Origin of the sequence: Streptococcus sp. oral taxon 071 str. 73H25AP (assembly GCF_000146755.1) — a bacterium.
Taxonomy (GTDB): Bacteria; Bacillota; Bacilli; order Lactobacillales; family Streptococcaceae; genus Streptococcus; species Streptococcus oralis_T.
The window spans coordinates 965,656-983,123 of sequence record NZ_GL397254.1 but is presented as its reverse complement, the minus strand read 5'-3'; the positions used below and the strand labels follow the sequence as shown (position 1 = coordinate 983,123).

Here is a 17,468-nt window from a genome sequence, read left to right as displayed (position 1 = left end):
AAATGGAAAAACTAATTGCCTATAAACGAATGCCCTTGTGGAATAAACAGACCATGCCTGAAGCAGTTCAGCAAAAGCATAATACTAAAGTCGGCACTTGGGGGAAAATTACAGTCTTGAAGGGAGCACTCAAGTTTATTGAGTTGAATGAAGATGGTGAGGTTCTAGCTGAGCACCTCTTTGAGGCAGGAGCTGACAACCCTATGGCGCAACCGCAAGCCTGGCACCGAGTAGAGGCCGCAACAGACGATCTAGAGTGGTACTTGGAATTTTATTGTAAACCTGAGGATTATTTCCCTAAGAAATACCAGACCAATCCAGTCCATTCAGAGGTCCTAGAGGCTATGCAAACGGTGAAACCAGGAAGAGCCTTGGATTTAGGTTGTGGTCAAGGCCGTAACTCTCTCTTTCTTGCACAGAATGGTTTTGATGTGACAGCTGTGGATCAAAATGAATTATCCCTTGAAATCTTGCAAAGCATCGTAGAGCAAGAGGATCTAGACATGCCTGTAGGACTATACGATATCAATTCAGCCAGCATTGGGCAAGCCTATGATTTTGTCGTATCAACTGTTGTTCTCATGTTCCTACAAGCAGACCGCATTCCAGCTATTATCCAAAATATGCAGGAGCACACCACGGTCGGTGGCTATAACCTTATCGTCTGTGCCATGGATACGGAGGATTATCCTTGCTCAGTCAACTTCCCATTCACCTTTAAAGAAGGGGAGTTGGCGAACTACTACAAGGATTGGGAATTGGTTAAGTATAATGAAAACCCAGGACATCTACACCGTCGTGATGAAAATGGCAATCGCATTCAACTTCGATTTGCGACCATGCTAGCTAAGAAAATCAAGTAAATCAAACTTATACCAGCGAATAGAGACCACTTTGCAAGTTTTCTATTCGTTTTTGTTTGCGTTGGTTGATTGGGACGAGCAGGATTTTATGCTATACTAGAAGTAGGAAATCTGAGCAGTAGAGGTCTATTATTGTCTCTCTGTCTAAACAGTTGTAGATGATGGAGGTGATCAAATGACGAGTCTTTTGGTGGAATTGTATGATCGGTATGTATTGGAAAAGAATGTCTACCAAGCCTTTGTCAGTGATTGTGACGAGCTTCTCTTCCTTTCTTTGACGAAAATAAGCAATGAAGAGAAGCTCTCTCTCCGTCAGTTTATCATGGAAGAGGTTCCTCATATTCAACGAGTGACCTTTCGTAAGTTATCCTTAGAACAACTAGCAGACCAGTTAGATTATTGCTTGGCCGAGTATGACCAGGTTCTTCTTGATGTTTTTGGTGGGGATTCGCTACTAGCCTTATCTCTCTATCAATACGGCTTGGATTGGGACCTTCCCATCGTTGCCATGGATGTCGAACGAGGAAAACAATACAAGTGGGTAGCCGGCCAGTTAGAAAAAGAAGACTTGGACATTCCAACCCTGAGCATCCAGCAGTTGATAGCCTTGCGTGGTGGAAAAATGCTCAAATCCAAACGCCCTATCCACTCAGTTCAGCAAATTGCAGCCATCAAAAAGCTAGCCAGCTCAGCCATTTCCAATCCTGCCCACTGGTACCAAGTGACCCAATTTTTCTCTCTAGCTAAGACTAATGACCTTCATGCTGAGACCGAAAAGATACTGGAAAACAACGGCAAGTATTATCACTATCCAGAATCCCTTATCCCCTTACTAGTGGAAGCAGGAATGCTTTGTATTGAAAGCGAAGACAAGAAACGAGTAGCATACAGCTTTCCAAGTCAAGAAGCTCAAGTCTTTTGCCGCAACAAGGGGCATATTTTAGAGGTATATCTCTATCTCTTGGCGCTCGAATCTCAGCTGTTTGATGAATGCATGATAGGCGGTGAGATTGATTGGAATGGCATCTTTCCAGAGGCGGATAATGTCCAAAATGAGATTGATGTCATTCTGAGAAAGGGACGCTCGATTACCTTTATCTCCTGCAAGATGACAGATTTATCAGTTGAAGCCATCAATGAGCTAGAAGTCTACGCCAATCATTTTGCTGGGGAGAGTTGCCTCAAGTTAATTGTCTGTACGGGGAAAATCAATCCTGTTTATGCCAATCGCTGCCAGGAATACGGCGTACTGGTCATTAGAAGTGAGCAGATTCCTAATCTCATTCCCATGCTAAAAAAATATTCTAAGAGACAAAAAAGATAAAAATAATACTATGAAAGGCTGGAATTCCAGTCTTTTTTTCTTCTTTTTCGAATAAATGAGAAAAGGAGGTAGACCATGTTTGTAGCAAGAGATGCCAAGGGGAATTTGGTGAATGCCCTCGAAAAAGATGTTACCAAGCAAGCTTATACTTGTCCAGCCTGTGGGGGCGGACTACGATTACGCCAAGGACAGAGCATTCGAACGCACTTTGCCCATGAAAAGTTAAGAGATTGTATGGCTATTTTTGAAAATGAAAGTCCAGAACACTTAGGCAACAAAGAGGCCCTTTATCACTGGGTCAAGAAGGACAATCAGGTCGCCTTAGAATATAGTCTGCCCGAGATTCAGCAGGTTGCGGATGTACTCGTCAATGAGAAGTTAGCTCTGGAGGTTCAGTGCAGTCCCTTGTCTCAAAAGATTTTAGGCGATAGAAGCCAAGGCTACCGCAGCAAGGGCTACCAAGTTATCTGGCTACTGGGAGAAAAACTCTGGTTAAAAGAGCGATTAACACAACTGCAAAGGGGATTTCTCTATTTTAGTCAAAATATGGGTTTCTATGTTTGGGAACTAGAACTCAAAAAGCAAGTTTTGAGACTGAAATATCTTTTGCATCAGGACCTACGTGGCAAGCTTCATTTTCAGGTCAAGGAATTTCCCTTTGGTCAAGGAAATCTCTTGGAAATTCTACGATTTCCTTATCAAAAACAAAAACTGCCTCGTTTTGCAGTTGAGCAAGATTTAACTATCTGTCACTACATTCGTCAGCAGTTGTACTACCAAACGCCTTACTGGATGAAGAAGCAGGAGGAAGCTTATTATCAAGGAGACAATCTATTAAACCGTCAACTGGACGACTGGTATCCTCAGGTCAGACCGATAGAGTCAGGTGATTTTTTGCAGATTGAAACGGATTTGGCTAGCTATTATAGAAATTTTCAGGTTTACTATCAAAAAAATCCGAAAAATAATTGTCAAAAGCTCTATCCACCAGCCTTTTATCACTTATATTTCTCAAAAAATGTGGTAGAATAGAAAGGATGGAGGAATCTTATGGTATTACAACGACATGAAATAAATGAAAAAGATACATGGGATCTTTCAACAATCTACCCAACAGACCAGGCTTGGGAAGAAGCCTTGAAAGATTTAACTGAAAAAGTACAAACGGCATCTCAGTATGAGGGGCATCTCTTGGATAGCGCAGACAGTTTGCTTGAGATTACAGAATTCTCACTTGACTTGGAACGCCAAGTTGAAAAACTTTATGTCTATGCACATATGAAAAATGACCAAGACACGCGTGAAGCCAAGTATCAGGAGTACTATGCTAAGGCAATGACCCTATACAGTCAGTTAGAACAAGCCTTTTCATTCTATGAACCTGAGTTTATGGAGATTAGTGAGGAGCAGTATGCGGCTTTCCTAGAAGCTCAACCAAAACTCCAAGTTTACAAGCACTTTTTTGACAAGCTCTTGCAAAAGAAAGACCATGTTCTTTCGCAACGTGAGGAAGAATTGCTTGCTGGAGCAGGAGAAATCTTTGGCGCTGCTAGTGAAACCTTCGCTATTTTGGACAATGCGGATATTAGCTTCCCATATGTTCTTGATGATGAAGGTAATGAAGTGCAACTCTCACACGGTACTTACATCCGTTTGATGGAGTCTAAAAACCGTGAAGTGCGTCGTGGTGCCTATGAAGCCCTTTATACGACTTACGAGCAATTCCAACACACTTATGCTAAGACTTTGCAGACAAATGTTAAGGTACAAAACTACCGCGCAAAAGTTCGCAACTATAAGAGTGCTCGCCATGCAGCCCTCGCAGCCAACTTTGTCCCAGAGAGTGTCTATGACAATCTAGTAGCAGCAGTTCGCAAGCACTTGCCACTCTTGCATCGATACCTTAACCTTCGTTCTAAAATCTTGGGGATTTCAGATCTCAAGATGTACGATGTTTACACACCACTTTCGTCAGTAGAATACAGCTTTACTTATGAGGAAGCCTTGAAAAAGGCAGAAGAAGCCTTGGCGGTCTTGGGTGACGATTACTTGAGTCGTGTCAAACGGGCCTTCAGTGAGCGTTGGATTGATGTCTATGAAAATCAAGGCAAGCGTTCTGGTGCCTACTCTGGTGGTTCTTACGATACCAATGCCTTCATGCTTCTCAACTGGCAGGACAATCTAGACAATCTCTTTACCCTTGTCCATGAAACAGGTCACAGTATGCACTCTAGCTATACTCGTGAAACTCAGCCTTATGTTTACGGGGATTACTCTATCTTCTTGGCTGAGATTGCCTCAACGACCAATGAAAATATCTTGACTGAGAAATTGTTGGAAGAAGTAGAAGACGACGCAACTCGTTTTGCTATTCTCAATAACTTCTTGGACGGTTTCCGTGGAACAGTCTTCCGTCAAACTCAATTCGCTGAGTTTGAACATGCCATCCACCAAGCAGACCAAAATGGAGAAGTCTTGACAAGTGATTTCCTCAATAAACTCTATGCTGACTTGAACCAAGAGTACTATGGACTCAGCAAGGAAGACAATCCTCAGATCCAATATGAGTGGGCACGCATTCCACATTTCTACTATAACTACTATGTTTATCAGTATTCAACTGGTTTTGCAGCTGCTTCAGCCTTGGCTGAAAAGATTGTCCATGGAAGTCAAGAAGATCGTGACCGCTATATCGACTACCTCAAGGCAGGTAAATCTGACTATCCACTCAATGTCATGAGAAAAGCGGGAGTGGATATGGAGAAGGAAGACTATCTCAACGATGCCTTTGCAGTCTTTGAACGTCGCTTGAACGAGTTTGAAGCTCTTGTTGAAAAATTGGGACTAGCTTAAGATGGTAGAGTCTTATAGTAAAAATGCCAATCACAATATGCGTCGTCCCGTCGTCAAGGAAGAAATCGTTGAACTCATGCGCCAGCGTCAAAAGCAGGTGACTGGTTCTTTGAAAGAATTGGAAACCTTCGCTCGCAAGGAAAATATCCCAATCATTCCTCATGAAACAGTTGCTTACTTTCGATTTCTCATGGAAAGTCTGCAGCCTAAGAATATTTTAGAAATTGGGACAGCTATCGGTTTTTCAGCTCTTTTGATGGCGGAGCATGCGCCAGATGCTAAGATTACAACCATTGACCGCAATCCTGAGATGATAGGCTTTGCCAAGGAAAACTTTGCCCAGTTTGACAGTCGTAAGCAAATCACCCTCTTAGAGGGAGATGCCGTAGATGTTTTGTCTAGCCTGACAGAAACTTATGACTTTGTCTTTATGGATTCGGCTAAGTCCAAGTACATCGTCTTTCTACCTGAAATCCTCAAACGACTTGAAGTTGGTGGAGTGGTTGTCTTGGATGATATTTTTCAAGGAGGAGATGTTGCCAAGGACATCATGGAAGTCCGCCGTGGTCAACGAACCATTTATCGTGGTTTGCAAAGACTTTTCGACGCAACTTTGGACAATCCAGATCTAACAGCAACTCTAGTTCCTCTTGGTGATGGCATTCTCATGCTACGAAAGAATGTAGCAGATGTACAGCTACCTGATGATAAATGATTTTCAGAAAAATTTAAGAAATTATAGTAAAATAGATAAAGTAACACTTACCGTTAAAGGAGTAAACATGAAGAAAAAAATTATGGCAGGAGCCATCACACTTTTATCAGTGGCAACACTTGCAGCTTGTTCAAATAGTTCTGAAGGAAAAGATTTGATCAGCATGAAGGGTGATGTGATTACAGAACATCAATTCTTTGAAGAAGTAAAGAATAATCCAACTGCGCAGCAAGTCTTGCTCAATATGACCATCCAAAAAGTATTTGAACAACAATATGGATCAGAGGTAACGGATAAAGATGTGGATGACGCCGTTGCTGAGGAACAAAAGAAATACGGCGATAGCTACAACAGCGTGCTTCAACGGGCAGGTATGACACCTGAGACTCGTAAAGCTCAAATCCGTACTAGCAAATTGGTTGAATTGGCGGTTAAGAAGGCCGCTGAGAGCGAATTGACAGATGAGGCTTACCAAAAGGCTTTTGAGTCCTATACACCAGATGTAACAGCTCAAATCATCCGTATGGATAATGAAGACAAGGCAAAAGAAGTGCTTGAGAAAGCCAAAGCAGAAGGTGCAGATTTTGCTCAGTTGGCAAAAGACAACTCTAACGACGACAAAACAAAAGAAAATGGTGGAGAAATCACTTTTGACTCTGCTTCTACAGAACTTCCGGAACAAGTCAAAAAAGCAGCCTTTGCCTTGGATGTGAACGGTGTTTCTGATGTGATTACGGCTACTGGAACACAAGCCTACAGCAATCAATTCTACATCGTTAAAGTAACGAAGAAGACAGAAAAATCTTCTAACTTAGAGGATTACAAAGAAAAATTGAAGACCATCATTTTGACTCAAAAACAAAATGATTCAGCCTTTGTTCAAGGAGTAATTGGTAAAGAATTACAAGCTGCTAATATCAAAGTCAAAGATCAAGCCTTCCAAAACATCTTCACCCAATACATCGGTGGTGGTGACTCAAGCTCAAGCAGTAGCTCTTCATCTAACTAAGCAATGAAAATACAAATCTCATTTGAGGTTTGTATTTTTTATGCTTGAAGACAAAAAATAAGTAAAATTCGAAGGATTAAAGGATAAGAGTTTTTTTCTTTCTGAAAAAGTGGTATAATAGCAATCAAAACTAGAAAATAAAACGGAATTGGGAACAGAAGCGTCTGTTCCTATTAGAGTGGTGAAATATGAAAATTAGTAAAAGGCACCTACTAAACTATTCCATTTTGATTCCTTACTTCCTTTTATCGATTTTGGGGCTGATTGTAGTGTACTCAACAACGAGTGCAACCTTGATCGAAGAAGGGAAAAGTGCCTTTCAATTGGTACGTAACCAGGGGATTTTCTGGGTAGCTAGTTTGGTTTTGATTGCCTTAATCTATAAATTAAAATTAGGTTTCCTGAGAAATGGACGTCTCATTTTTATCGTGATGATTGTGGAGATGGTTCTTTTAGCCCTAGCGCGTCTGGTCGGAACACCTGTCAATGGAGCATACGGATGGATTTCTGTAGGACCTGTAACGATTCAGCCGGCTGAATACCTTAAGATTATCATCATCTGGTACCTGGCACATCGTTTTTCAAAACAGCAAGATGAGATTGCGGTTTATGATTTCCAGGTGTTGACCCAAAATCAATGGCTACCTCGAGCTTTTAACGATTGGCGTTTTGTTCTGTTAGTTCTGATTGGTAGCTTGGGGATCTTCCCCGACTTGGGAAATGCGACCATCTTGATCTTGGTGGCGCTCATCATGTATACCGTTAGTGGAATCGCCTATCGTTGGTTCTCGACTATTCTAGCTCTCTTGGCAGGGAGTTCAATTTTAGTATTGTCTGTCATTCGTCTCGTTGGGGTTGAAAAATTTTCTCAGATACCGGTATTTGGTTATGTTGCTAAACGTTTTAGTGCCTTCTTTAATCCCTTTAATGACTTGGCGGGTGCAGGACACCAGCTTGCAAATTCCTACTATGCCATGGTTAATGGAGGCTGGTTCGGACTGGGATTGGGAAATTCTATCGAGAAGCGTGGTTATCTGCCAGAAGCCCATACGGATTTCGTATTTTCGATTGTTATAGAGGAGTTTGGATTCGTGGGAGCGAGTATGATTTTGGCTTTACTCTTCTTCTTGATTTTGCGAATCATCTTGGTTGGTATTCGAGCTAAGGATCCCTTTAACTCCATGGTTGCTATCGGTGTCGGAGGGATGATTCTTGTCCAGATCTTTGTCAATATCGGTGGGATTTCTGGGTTGATTCCTTCTACAGGGGTAACCTTCCCCTTCCTTTCACAAGGTGGGAACAGTCTCCTAGTATTATCCGTAGCCATTGCCCTTGTATTAAATATCGATGCCAGCGAGAAACGTGCTAAACTCATTAGAGAATACGAATCTCAAACTGTTGAGGGTCTGTAAGGATTGTATGGAAAGGAAAAATATATGTCTCTTCAGAAATTAGAAAACTATAGTAATAAAGCCGTCATCCAAGAAGAAGTCTTGATTTTGACTGAGCTACTAGAAGATATTACAAAAAATATGCTAGCGCCAGAGACCTTTGAAAAAATCATGCAGTTGAAGGAATTATCAACAAATGAAAACTATCAAGGGCTCAATGAACTGGTGACTAGCCTTTCCAATGAAGAAATGATTTACATTTCTCGTTATTTCTCTATCCTTCCACTCTTGATTAATATATCTGAGGATGTGGACTTAGCCTATAAAATTAACCACCAGAACAATGTGGACCAAGACTATCTAGGGAAATTGTCTACAACCATAAAGATGGTAGCTGAAAAAGAAAATGCAGCTGAAATTTTAGAAAAGTTAAATGTCGTTCCTGTCTTGACCGCCCATCCAACGCAAGTACAACGCAAGAGTATGCTGGACTTGACCAACCATATCCATACTCTTTTGCGCAAGTATCGTGATGTCAAACTAGGTTTGATTAATAAAGAAAAATGGAACATGGATCTCCGTCGTTACATTGAAATTATCATGCAAACAGACATGATTCGTGAGAAGAAATTGAAGGTAACCAACGAAATCACCAACGTGATGGAGTACTATCAAAGTTCATTCCTGAATGCTGTGCCACGTTTGACGGCTGAATATAAGAAACTAGCTAAAGAACAAGGAATTGAGCTTCAACATCCAAAACCAATTACTATGGGGATGTGGATTGGAGGAGACCGCGATGGAAATCCTTTCGTAACAGCGGAAACCCTCAACAAATCAGCCTTGACTCAGTGCGAAGTCATCATGAATTACTACGATGAAAAGATTTATAATCTTTATCGTGAATTTTCACTTTCAACCAGCATCGTGAATGTCAGCGACAAGGTTCGTGAGATGGCGCTTAAGTCACAAGATAACTCCATTTACCGCGAAAAAGAACTCTATCGTCGTGCTCTTTTTGATATCCAAGCTAAGATGCAGGCAACTAAGGCTTATCTCATTGAAGATAAGGATCTTCAGCCTAGATATGTTACTGCAGATGAATTTTATCAAGACTTGTTGGCCATTCGAGATTCTCTCCTTGAGAACAAGGGGGAATACCTGATCTCAGGAGAATTTGTCGAGTTAATGCAAGCCGTTGAAATCTTTGGCTTCTACCTTGCTTCTATCGACATGCGCCAAGACTCTAGCGTCCATGAAGCCTGTGTGGCTGAATTGTTAGCATCTGCTGGCATCAACGACCACTATAGCGATCTCTCTGAAGACGAAAAATGCGCCCTCCTATTAAAAGAGTTGGAAGAAGATCCTCGTATCCTCTCAGCTACTTATGCTGAAAAGTCAGAACTGCTTGAGAAAGAATTGTCTATCTTCAAAACTGCTCGCAAGTTGAAGGATAAATTGGGTGAAAATGTCATTCGCCAAACCATCATCTCTCACGCAACAAGTGTATCTGATATGCTAGAATTAGCCATCATGCTCAAGGAAGTGGGCTTGGTTGATGCTCAAAAAGCGCGCGTTCAAATTGTTCCCCTCTTTGAAACGATTGAAGACTTGGATCACTCGGAAGAAACCATGAGAAGATACTTCTCTCTTCCATTGGCTAAAAAATGGATTGCTTCAAAAGACAACTACCAAGAAATCATGCTTGGTTACTCTGATAGTAACAAGGATGGTGGTTATCTATCATCATGTTGGACACTCTACAAGGCTCAACAACAACTGACTGCTATCGGGGATGAATTTGGCGTTAAAGTCACCTTCTTCCATGGTCGTGGTGGTACTGTAGGTCGTGGTGGTGGTCCAACTTACGAAGCCATCACATCTCAACCACTCAAGTCTATCAAGGACCGTATCCGTCTGACTGAGCAAGGAGAAGTCATTGGAAACAAATATGGTAACAAAGACGCTGCCTACTATAACCTTGAAATGTTGGTATCCGCGGCCATTAACCGTATGATTACCAAGAAAAAGAGCGATACCAATACCTCAAATCATTATGAGTCTATCATGGATCAAGTAGTGGACCGTAGCTACGATATCTACCGTGATTTGGTCTTTGGAAACGAACATTTCTATGATTATTTCTTCGAGTCAAGCCCAATCAAGGCTATATCAAGCTTCAACATTGGTTCACGTCCTGCAGCTCGTAAGACCATCACTGAAATCGGTGGTTTGCGTGCCATCCCTTGGGTCTTCTCATGGTCACAAAGTCGTGTCATGTTCCCTGGATGGTATGGTGTAGGATCAAGCTTTAAAGAGTTTATTGATCAAGATCCAAAGAATATCGAGTTCCTTCGTGATATGTACCAAAACTGGCCTTTCTTCCAATCTTTGCTTTCCAATGTAGACATGGTCTTATCTAAGTCTAACATGAACATTGCTTTTGAATATGCCAAGCTCTGTGAAGATGAAGAAGTGCAGGCTATCTACTACACTATTTTAGATGAATGGCAATTGACCAAGAACGTTATTCTAGCTATCGAAGGTTATGACGAACTCTTGGCAGAAAATTCCTACCTAAAAGACAGTCTAAACTATCGTATGCCTTACTTTAATATCCTTAACTATATCCAGTTGGAGTTGATTAAACGTCAACGTCGTGGTGAATTGTCGGTAGACGAAGAAAAACTAATCCATACAACTATCAACGGAATTGCAACCGGTTTGCGTAATTCAGGCTAATATTCTACAAACTTCCTCTTTTTTCAAGGGGAAGTTTTTGAATTGTTTGAAAAATTCTAAAAATAGCCTTGACAAGTAATTGAAAAATGATATAATTTAAACATTCAGAAAGTAATCATTGAAGTTTTTAAGAGAGTCTGTGGTTGGTGGAAACAGATAGATGAAAGTGATGAAAATTGGGCTGAATGTTATAAAGAATTTGAAATCATAAAAATTCGGTGAGCACACCTTACAGTGCAACTCGTGAATGCGAGAAAGAGCGATAGGGATAGTCCCTATAATTGAGGTGGCACCGCGCATCGACGTCCTCACACAAGTTTTTTGTGTGAGGACTTTTTCTATTAGGAGGATGATATTGGAGTTTAAACGATGGCGTCGCTTGTTTTGTTGAAGAGAGCATTATACAAGTGATTTAAAAGGAGAAAGAATATGAAAAATAAACGTTTAATTGGAATTATTGCTGGATTAGTAGTATTGGTAGTGGCTAGCTTAGTTTATTCATCCATGAACAAACCAGCAGCGAAGGTGGAGCAAAAGGTTGCTAAGATTGGTGTTCTACAGTTCGTCAGCCATCCTTCTTTAGACTTGATTTATCAAGGAATTCAAGATGGACTTGCTGAAGAAGGTTATAAGGGCGACCAAGTAAAAATCGACTTTATGAACTCTGAAGGCGATCAGAGCAAGGTTGCTACCATGAGTAAACAATTGGTGGCAAACGGGAATGACCTTGTCGTTGGGATCGCAACACCAGCTGCTCAAGGACTTGCAAGTGCTACTAAAGACCTACCAGTTATCATGGCGGCTGTAACTGATCCTATCGGTGCTAACTTGGTCAAAGATTTGAAAAAACCAGGTGGCAACATTACAGGAGTATCAGACCACAACCCAGCAGAACAACAAGTAGAACTCATTAAAGCTTTGACACCTGATGTTAAAACAATCGGAGCCCTCTACTCAAGTAGCGAAGATAACTCAAAATCACAAGTTGAAGAATTTAAGGCTTATGCTGAAAAAGTAGGTTTGAAAGTCGAAACCTTTGCCGTTCCATCAACCAATGAAATTGCTTCAACTGTTAATGTTATGACCAGCAAGGTCGATGCTATCTGGGTTCCAATTGACAACACCATTGCATCAGCCTTCCCAACAGTTGTATCAAGCAACCAAACAGCTAAAAAACCAATCTATCCAAGCGCAACTGCCATGGTAGAAGCAGGAGGTCTGGCATCTGTAGTAGTTGACCAACACGATATTGGAGTGGCTACTGGTAAAATGATTGCTAAAGTTTTGAAAGGTGAAAAACCAGCTGATACTCCAGTTAATGTCTTCTCAACTGGTAAATCGGTTATCAACAAAAAACTAGCGCAAGAACTTGGTATCACCATTCCTGATTCTGTTCTAAAAGAAGCAGGGCAAGTGATTGAATAAGGATAAAGGAGGAGTTGGGGACATCTCCTCCCGTTTTTACTAAAGAAAGAAATGAGTGAAAGATTATGATAGTATCCATTATTTCTCAGGGCATGGTCTGGGCAATCTTAGGTCTGGGAATCTTTATGACTTTTCGAATTCTAAATTTCCCGGATATGACGACTGAGGGCTCTTTTCCTCTAGGGGGAGCAGTAGCTGTAACCTTGATAACACAAGGGGTTAATCCATTTTTAGCGACCTTGGCTGCAGTAGGAGCGGGCTGCCTAGCTGGTATGGCAACGGGTCTTTTATACACCAAAGGTAAAATACCAACTCTCTTATCAGGGATTTTGGTTATGACTTCTTGCCATTCCATCATGCTCATGATTATGGGGCGTGCCAATCTGGGTCTTCTTGGAACCAAGCAAATTCAGGATGTCTTGCCTTTCGATTCAGACCTTAATCAACTCCTGACTGGCTTTATCTTTGTTGCCCTTGTTATTGGTCTCATGCTCTTTTTCCTAGATACCAAACTAGGTCAGGCCTACATCGCTACAGGTGACAATCCCGAAATGGCTCGTAGTTTTGGAATTCATACTGGTCGTATGGAACTCATGGGTTTGGTTCTTTCAAATGGGATTATCGCGCTTGCAGGGGCCTTAATTGCTCAACAAGAAGGATATGCAGATGTTTCTCGAGGAATTGGAGTGATTGTCGTAGGGCTTGCTAGCTTGATTATTGGTGAGGTATTGTTCAAGAGTTTGACCTTGGCAGAGCGACTTATGACCATCGTTGTAGGCTCTATCGCTTATCAGTTCCTCGTTTGGGGAGTGATTGCTCTTGGGTTTAACACAAGTTATCTTCGTTTATACAGCGCCTTGATTTTGGCAGTTTGCCTTATGATTCCAACCTTCAAAAGCAAATACCTGAAAGGAGTCAAGTTTAGCAAATGACAGCAATTGTAGAATTAAAAAATGCTACCAAAGTCATCACGAATGGCTTTGATGAGGAAAAAATCATTCTGAATGATGTTTCTCTTGAAATTTTCGAACATGATTTCATTACTATTCTAGGTGGAAATGGAGCAGGGAAGTCAACGCTTTTTAACACTATTGCAGGTACCTTACCTTTAACAAGTGGAAGTATTCGTATCATGGGGGAGGATGTGACGCATTTTTCACCTGAAAAGCGGGCTAAGTATTTGTCTCGTGTCTTTCAAGATCCTAAAATGGGTACGGCTCCTCGTATGACGGTGGCGGAAAATCTCTTGATTGCCAAGTTTCGTGGTGAGAAGAGAGGACTCCTTTCTAGAAGGCTATCAAGTCACCACGAGGAGTTTCAGGCAACCATTGAAAAAGTGGGAAATGGCCTTGAAAAACATCTCGACACTCCGATTGAGTTTCTTTCAGGCGGTCAGCGTCAGGCACTGAGTCTCTTGATGGCAACCTTGAAGCGACCTGAGTTACTCTTGTTGGATGAACACACAGCAGCCCTTGACCCAAAGACCAGTGTGGCCTTGATGGAGTTAACAGATGAATTTGTCAGCAAAGACCATCTGACAGCCTTGATGATTACTCACCATATGGAAGACGCCCTCAAGTATGGAAATCGTCTGATTGTCATGAAGGAAGGCCGTATCATCCAAGACCTCAATAAAGAAGAAAAAGCTAAGATGAAAATTTCAGACTACTATCAATTATTTGAATAGATGAGTTAAATTATCATCAAAAATAGTGAAGAAAAACTTAGAATCCTGAAAGTGTTTCTGAGTTTTTTATCTTCCTTTTCTATCCAGAAAAATATGGCAAAGAGAATTCCGGAAAGCGTATGAAATGGTTTACTTTTTTTCAGAAATAAGCTATACTAGTTAACGTAAAACTATGATAAGATGGAGGTATTGTGTATGGTTGACAAGCAAGTTATTGAAGAAATCAAAAACAATACCAACATTGTGGAAGTCATAGGCGACGTGATTTCTTTACAAAAGGCGGGACGGAACTATTTAGGGCTCTGTCCTTTTCATGGTGAGAAGACCCCCTCTTTCAACGTTGTGGAAGACAAGCAGTTTTATCATTGCTTCGGCTGTGGTCGTTCAGGAGATGTTTTTAAGTTCATCGAAGAATACCAAGGTGTGTCCTTTATGGAAGCCGTTCAGCTCTTAGGGGAGCGCGTCGGTATTCAACTAGCCATGCCTGTCCAGTCTCGTCCTCAACAAGCTTCTCCCCATCAAGCTTTATATGATATGCATGAAGAAGCTGCCCGTTTTTACCATGCAATTCTCATGACGACCAAGATGGGAGAAGAAGCAAGGGCTTATCTATATAAGCGAGGCTTGACGGATGATGTTTTGAAGCATTTCCAGATTGGACTGGCTCCAGCAGAGAGAACCTATCTCTACCAACGTTTATCTGACAAGTTTGAGGAAAAGGATTTATTGGATTCTGGCTTGTTTTATCTGTCAGATGGTAATCAGTTTTATGATACCTTTTTCGGACGGATCATCTTTCCTTTGACCAATGACAAGGGGCAGGTTATTGCCTTTTCAGGTCGTATCTGGCAGGAAACTGATAGTCAGACTGCCAAGTACAAAAATAGTCGCTCGACTGCAATTTTTAACAAGAGTTACGAATTGTATCATTTGGACAAGGCAAAAAAGGGAACAGGTAAGATTACAGAGCTCTATCTGATGGAAGGCTTCATGGATGTGATTGCAGCCTACCGTGCTGGTATAGAAAATGCTGTGGCTTCTATGGGGACAGCCTTAAGTAAGGAGCATGTTGACCACCTCAAACGCTTTACCAAAAAAATTGTTCTCAGCTATGATGGCGACAAGGCAGGGCAGGCAGCGACAGCCAAGGCATTAGAGGAGTTAAAAGACTTTTCAGTTGAGGTTGTTCGAGTACCTGATGCCATGGACCCAGATGAGTATTTGCAAAAGAATTCTGCTGAAGACCTGGCTTACCTCTTAACAAAGACTCGTATCAGTCCTATAGAGTTCTATATACACCAGCTCAAGCCAGAAAATAGTGACAACTTGCAGGCACAAATCGAATTTATTGAAAAGATTGCGCCCCTAATCGCCAAGGAAAAGTCTATCACTGCCCAGAATTCTTATATCCACATTCTGGCGGATAATCTACCTTCTTTTGATTACCAGCAGGTGGAACAGATAGTAAATGAAAGTCGCATTGTTCAGAGGCAGGAAAGAGTCAAAGAGGAGCAACCTCCAGCAGCGATTAGTTTACCTGTAACGCGGCAACTGACAGCAGTCATGAGAGCAGAAGCTCATATCCTCTATAGGATGGCTGAGAACCCAGTTGTTCTAAATGACTACAGATTAAGAGAAGATTTTTTCTTTGATACCCCAGAATTTCAGATTCTTTACGAATTATTAAGTGAGCAGGGAGAAATCGGCTCAGAGGAGCTTTCTCATCAGACGCCTGAAGTTGAAAATGCCTGGTACCACGTGCTTAGCCTGGATTTGCCAGCTGAGATGTCGCCTCAGGAGCTTGCGGAAGTCGAAGAAACTCGAAACCGTGCCCTCCTCAGTAAGGACAACTTAAGAATTAAAAAGAAAGTGCAGGAAGCTAGTCATGTAGGAGATACAGACACAGCCTTGGAAGAATTGCAACGATTGATTTCCCAAAAGAGAAGAATGGAGTAATAATGGCAACAAAACAAAAAGAAGTAACTACATTTGATGTGCAAGTAGCAGATTTTATCCGTAACCACAAAAAGACAGGAACAGCAACAGACGACGAAATCAATTCAAGTCTGGTTATTCCTTTTACCCTGGATGCAGACGGCATTGAAGACCTTTTGCAACGGATTCAGGATGCTGGAATTTCTATCACAGATAACGAAGGAAATCCAAGCGCGCGTGTTCTTAGTGCAGAAGAAGAACCAGAACTCAGTGATGAGGACTTGATTGGCTCAACTTCTGCCAAGGTTAATGACCCTGTCCGTATGTATTTGAAGGAAATCGGGGTTGTTCCTCTCTTGACCAACGAAGAGGAAAAAGAATTGGCACTTGCAGTTGAGGCTGGTGATATCGAAGCCAAACAACGTCTTGCGGAAGCCAACCTTCGTTTGGTAGTTTCGATTGCTAAGCGATACGTAGGTCGTGGCATGCAGTTTCTTGACTTGATTCAAGAAGGAAACATGGGCTTGATGAAGGCCGTGGATAAGTTTGACTATTCAAAAGGATTTAAGTTTTCTACGTATGCAACTTGGTGGATTCGTCAGGCGATTACTCGTGCCATCGCTGATCAGGCGCGTACTATTCGTATCCCTGTCCACATGGTGGAAACCATTAACAAGCTTGTCCGTGAACAGCGGAATCTCCTTCAGGAATTGGGTCAAGATCCAACTCCTGAACAAATCGCTGAGCGTATGGATATGACACCTGACAAGGTGCGTGAAATCCTAAAAATCGCCCAAGAGCCAGTATCACTTGAAACACCGATTGGTGAAGAGGACGATAGTCATCTTGGGGACTTCATCGAAGACGAAGTGATTGAAAATCCAGTAGACTACACAACTCGTATCGTCTTACGTGAGCAGTTGGATGAAGTCTTGGATACTCTCACAGACCGTGAAGAAAACGTCTTGCGCTTGCGCTTCGGGCTAGATGATGGGAAAATGCGTACTCTTGAAGATGTTGGTAAAGTCTTTAACGTGACTCGTGAGCGTATTCGTCAGATCGAGGCCAAGGCTTTGAGAAAATTGCGCCAACCAAGTCGCAGCAAACCCCTTCGTGATTTTATTGAAGACTAAGAGTGAGGAATAATATGGCTTATACAGAAGAGCAAATTGAAACGATTAAAACTCGTATTTTGACTGCCTTGGAAGAGGTCATCGACCCTGAGTTGGGAATTGATATTGTCAACTTAGGTTTGATTTATGAGATTCGTTTTGATGGTGAAACAGGTCACACGGAAATTGATATGACCTTGACAACTATGGGGTGCCCGCTGGCTGACCTCTTAACAGATCAGATACACGATGCGATGACAGAGGTTCCTGAGGTAACCAATATCGAAGTCAAATTGGTCTGGTATCCAGCATGGACGGTTGAAAAAATGAGTCGCTATGCGCGTATCGCCCTAGGAATTAAGTAATCGATTGGAAAATTGCGAGAGACGATTGGAAAAGAGAGGGGCTCCTC

Annotated in this window: 14 protein-coding genes and 1 other annotated feature; all 14 genes read left to right on the top strand. The window is 41.8% G+C overall.

Annotated features, from left to right (window positions below; translation table 11 throughout):
- Positions 1–2: 2 nt before the first annotated feature.
- The 14 genes from tehB to HMPREF9189_RS06945 all read left to right on the top strand — a co-directional run bounded on the left by tehB (position 3) and on the right by HMPREF9189_RS06945 (position 17,421).
- Positions 3–863 carry an SAM-dependent methyltransferase TehB gene (gene tehB / locus HMPREF9189_RS07010; RefSeq protein WP_000413056.1) on the top strand — a complete coding sequence of 287 codons (861 nt, stop codon included), beginning with the start codon at positions 3–5 and terminating at the stop codon, positions 861–863.
- Positions 864–1,038: 175 nt separating this feature from the next.
- Entirely contained in the window at positions 1,039–2,187 is a 1,149-nt protein-coding gene (locus tag HMPREF9189_RS07005) for a DUF1887 family protein (protein WP_000202647.1), read from the top strand.
- A gap of 75 nt (positions 2,188–2,262) precedes the next feature.
- A complete protein-coding gene (locus HMPREF9189_RS07000) occupies positions 2,263–3,219 on the top strand; it encodes a competence protein CoiA (protein ID WP_000495876.1) in 957 nt (318 codons plus the stop codon).
- A gap of 18 nt (positions 3,220–3,237) precedes the next feature.
- Positions 3,238–5,040, top strand: coding sequence for an oligoendopeptidase F (gene pepF / locus HMPREF9189_RS06995; protein WP_000244097.1), 1,803 nt, complete (start codon positions 3,238–3,240; stop codon positions 5,038–5,040).
- Between the two features lies 1 nt (position 5,041).
- Complete coding sequence (locus tag HMPREF9189_RS06990; protein ID WP_000230406.1) at positions 5,042–5,755, top strand: O-methyltransferase; 714 nt, start codon at positions 5,042–5,044, stop codon at positions 5,753–5,755.
- A 67-nt stretch (positions 5,756–5,822) separates the two neighbouring features.
- The gene (gene prsA, locus HMPREF9189_RS06985; protein ID WP_000727164.1) at positions 5,823–6,764 is read left to right on the top strand and encodes a peptidylprolyl isomerase PrsA; all 942 of its coding nucleotides are present in this window, start codon (positions 5,823–5,825) and stop codon (positions 6,762–6,764) included.
- A gap of 188 nt (positions 6,765–6,952) precedes the next feature.
- Positions 6,953–8,176 carry a cell division peptidoglycan polymerase FtsW gene (locus HMPREF9189_RS06980; RefSeq protein WP_000703348.1) on the top strand — a complete coding sequence of 408 codons (1,224 nt, stop codon included), beginning with the start codon at positions 6,953–6,955 and terminating at the stop codon, positions 8,174–8,176.
- Between the two features lie 24 nt (positions 8,177–8,200).
- Positions 8,201–10,897: a phosphoenolpyruvate carboxylase gene (ppc, locus tag HMPREF9189_RS06975; RefSeq protein ID WP_000058152.1), complete on the top strand. Its 2,697-nt coding sequence runs from the start codon at positions 8,201–8,203 to the stop codon at positions 10,895–10,897.
- 96 nt (positions 10,898–10,993) lie between these two features.
- Positions 10,994–11,210, top strand: a binding site (T-box leader).
- A gap of 116 nt (positions 11,211–11,326) precedes the next feature.
- The gene (gene trpX / locus HMPREF9189_RS06970) at positions 11,327–12,322 is read left to right on the top strand and encodes a tryptophan ABC transporter substrate-binding protein (protein WP_000792178.1); all 996 of its coding nucleotides are present in this window, start codon (positions 11,327–11,329) and stop codon (positions 12,320–12,322) included.
- Positions 12,323–12,387: 65 nt separating this feature from the next.
- The gene (locus HMPREF9189_RS06965) at positions 12,388–13,254 is read left to right on the top strand and encodes an ABC transporter permease (protein WP_000637253.1); all 867 of its coding nucleotides are present in this window, start codon (positions 12,388–12,390) and stop codon (positions 13,252–13,254) included.
- Complete coding sequence (locus HMPREF9189_RS06960; RefSeq protein ID WP_000125428.1) at positions 13,251–14,009, top strand: ABC transporter ATP-binding protein; 759 nt, start codon at positions 13,251–13,253, stop codon at positions 14,007–14,009. The genes HMPREF9189_RS06965 and HMPREF9189_RS06960 overlap by 4 nt, the downstream gene beginning before the upstream one ends.
- A 195-nt stretch (positions 14,010–14,204) precedes the next feature.
- On the top strand, positions 14,205–15,965 hold the full coding sequence (gene dnaG / locus HMPREF9189_RS06955) for a DNA primase (protein ID WP_000227916.1): 1,761 nt from the start codon (positions 14,205–14,207) through the stop codon (positions 15,963–15,965).
- Between the two features lie 2 nt (positions 15,966–15,967).
- A complete protein-coding gene (gene rpoD / locus HMPREF9189_RS06950; RefSeq protein WP_000201892.1) occupies positions 15,968–17,077 on the top strand; it encodes an RNA polymerase sigma factor RpoD in 1,110 nt (369 codons plus the stop codon).
- A gap of 14 nt (positions 17,078–17,091) precedes the next feature.
- On the top strand, positions 17,092–17,421 hold the full coding sequence (locus HMPREF9189_RS06945; protein WP_000331934.1) for a metal-sulfur cluster assembly factor: 330 nt from the start codon (positions 17,092–17,094) through the stop codon (positions 17,419–17,421).
- Positions 17,422–17,468 lie beyond the last annotated feature (47 nt).

Excerpts from the sequence above, each read along its gene's own strand:
- tehB (WP_000413056.1), top strand. The coding sequence starts at position 3 with ATGGAAAAACTAATTGCCTATAAACGAATGCCCTTGTGGAATAAACAG.
- HMPREF9189_RS07005 (WP_000202647.1), top strand. The coding sequence starts at position 1,039 with ATGACGAGTCTTTTGGTGGAATTGTATGATCGGTATGTATTGGAAAAG.
- HMPREF9189_RS07000 (WP_000495876.1), top strand. The coding sequence starts at position 2,263 with ATGTTTGTAGCAAGAGATGCCAAGGGGAATTTGGTGAATGCCCTCGAA.
- pepF (WP_000244097.1), top strand. The coding sequence starts at position 3,238 with ATGGTATTACAACGACATGAAATAAATGAAAAAGATACATGGGATCTT.
- HMPREF9189_RS06990 (WP_000230406.1), top strand. The coding sequence starts at position 5,042 with ATGGTAGAGTCTTATAGTAAAAATGCCAATCACAATATGCGTCGTCCC.
- prsA (WP_000727164.1), top strand. The coding sequence starts at position 5,823 with ATGAAGAAAAAAATTATGGCAGGAGCCATCACACTTTTATCAGTGGCA.
- HMPREF9189_RS06980 (WP_000703348.1), top strand. The coding sequence starts at position 6,953 with ATGAAAATTAGTAAAAGGCACCTACTAAACTATTCCATTTTGATTCCT.
- ppc (WP_000058152.1), top strand. The coding sequence starts at position 8,201 with ATGTCTCTTCAGAAATTAGAAAACTATAGTAATAAAGCCGTCATCCAA.
- trpX (WP_000792178.1), top strand. The coding sequence starts at position 11,327 with ATGAAAAATAAACGTTTAATTGGAATTATTGCTGGATTAGTAGTATTG.
- HMPREF9189_RS06965 (WP_000637253.1), top strand. The coding sequence starts at position 12,388 with ATGATAGTATCCATTATTTCTCAGGGCATGGTCTGGGCAATCTTAGGT.
- HMPREF9189_RS06960 (WP_000125428.1), top strand. The coding sequence starts at position 13,251 with ATGACAGCAATTGTAGAATTAAAAAATGCTACCAAAGTCATCACGAAT.
- dnaG (WP_000227916.1), top strand. The coding sequence starts at position 14,205 with ATGGTTGACAAGCAAGTTATTGAAGAAATCAAAAACAATACCAACATT.
- rpoD (WP_000201892.1), top strand. The coding sequence starts at position 15,968 with ATGGCAACAAAACAAAAAGAAGTAACTACATTTGATGTGCAAGTAGCA.
- HMPREF9189_RS06945 (WP_000331934.1), top strand. The coding sequence starts at position 17,092 with ATGGCTTATACAGAAGAGCAAATTGAAACGATTAAAACTCGTATTTTG.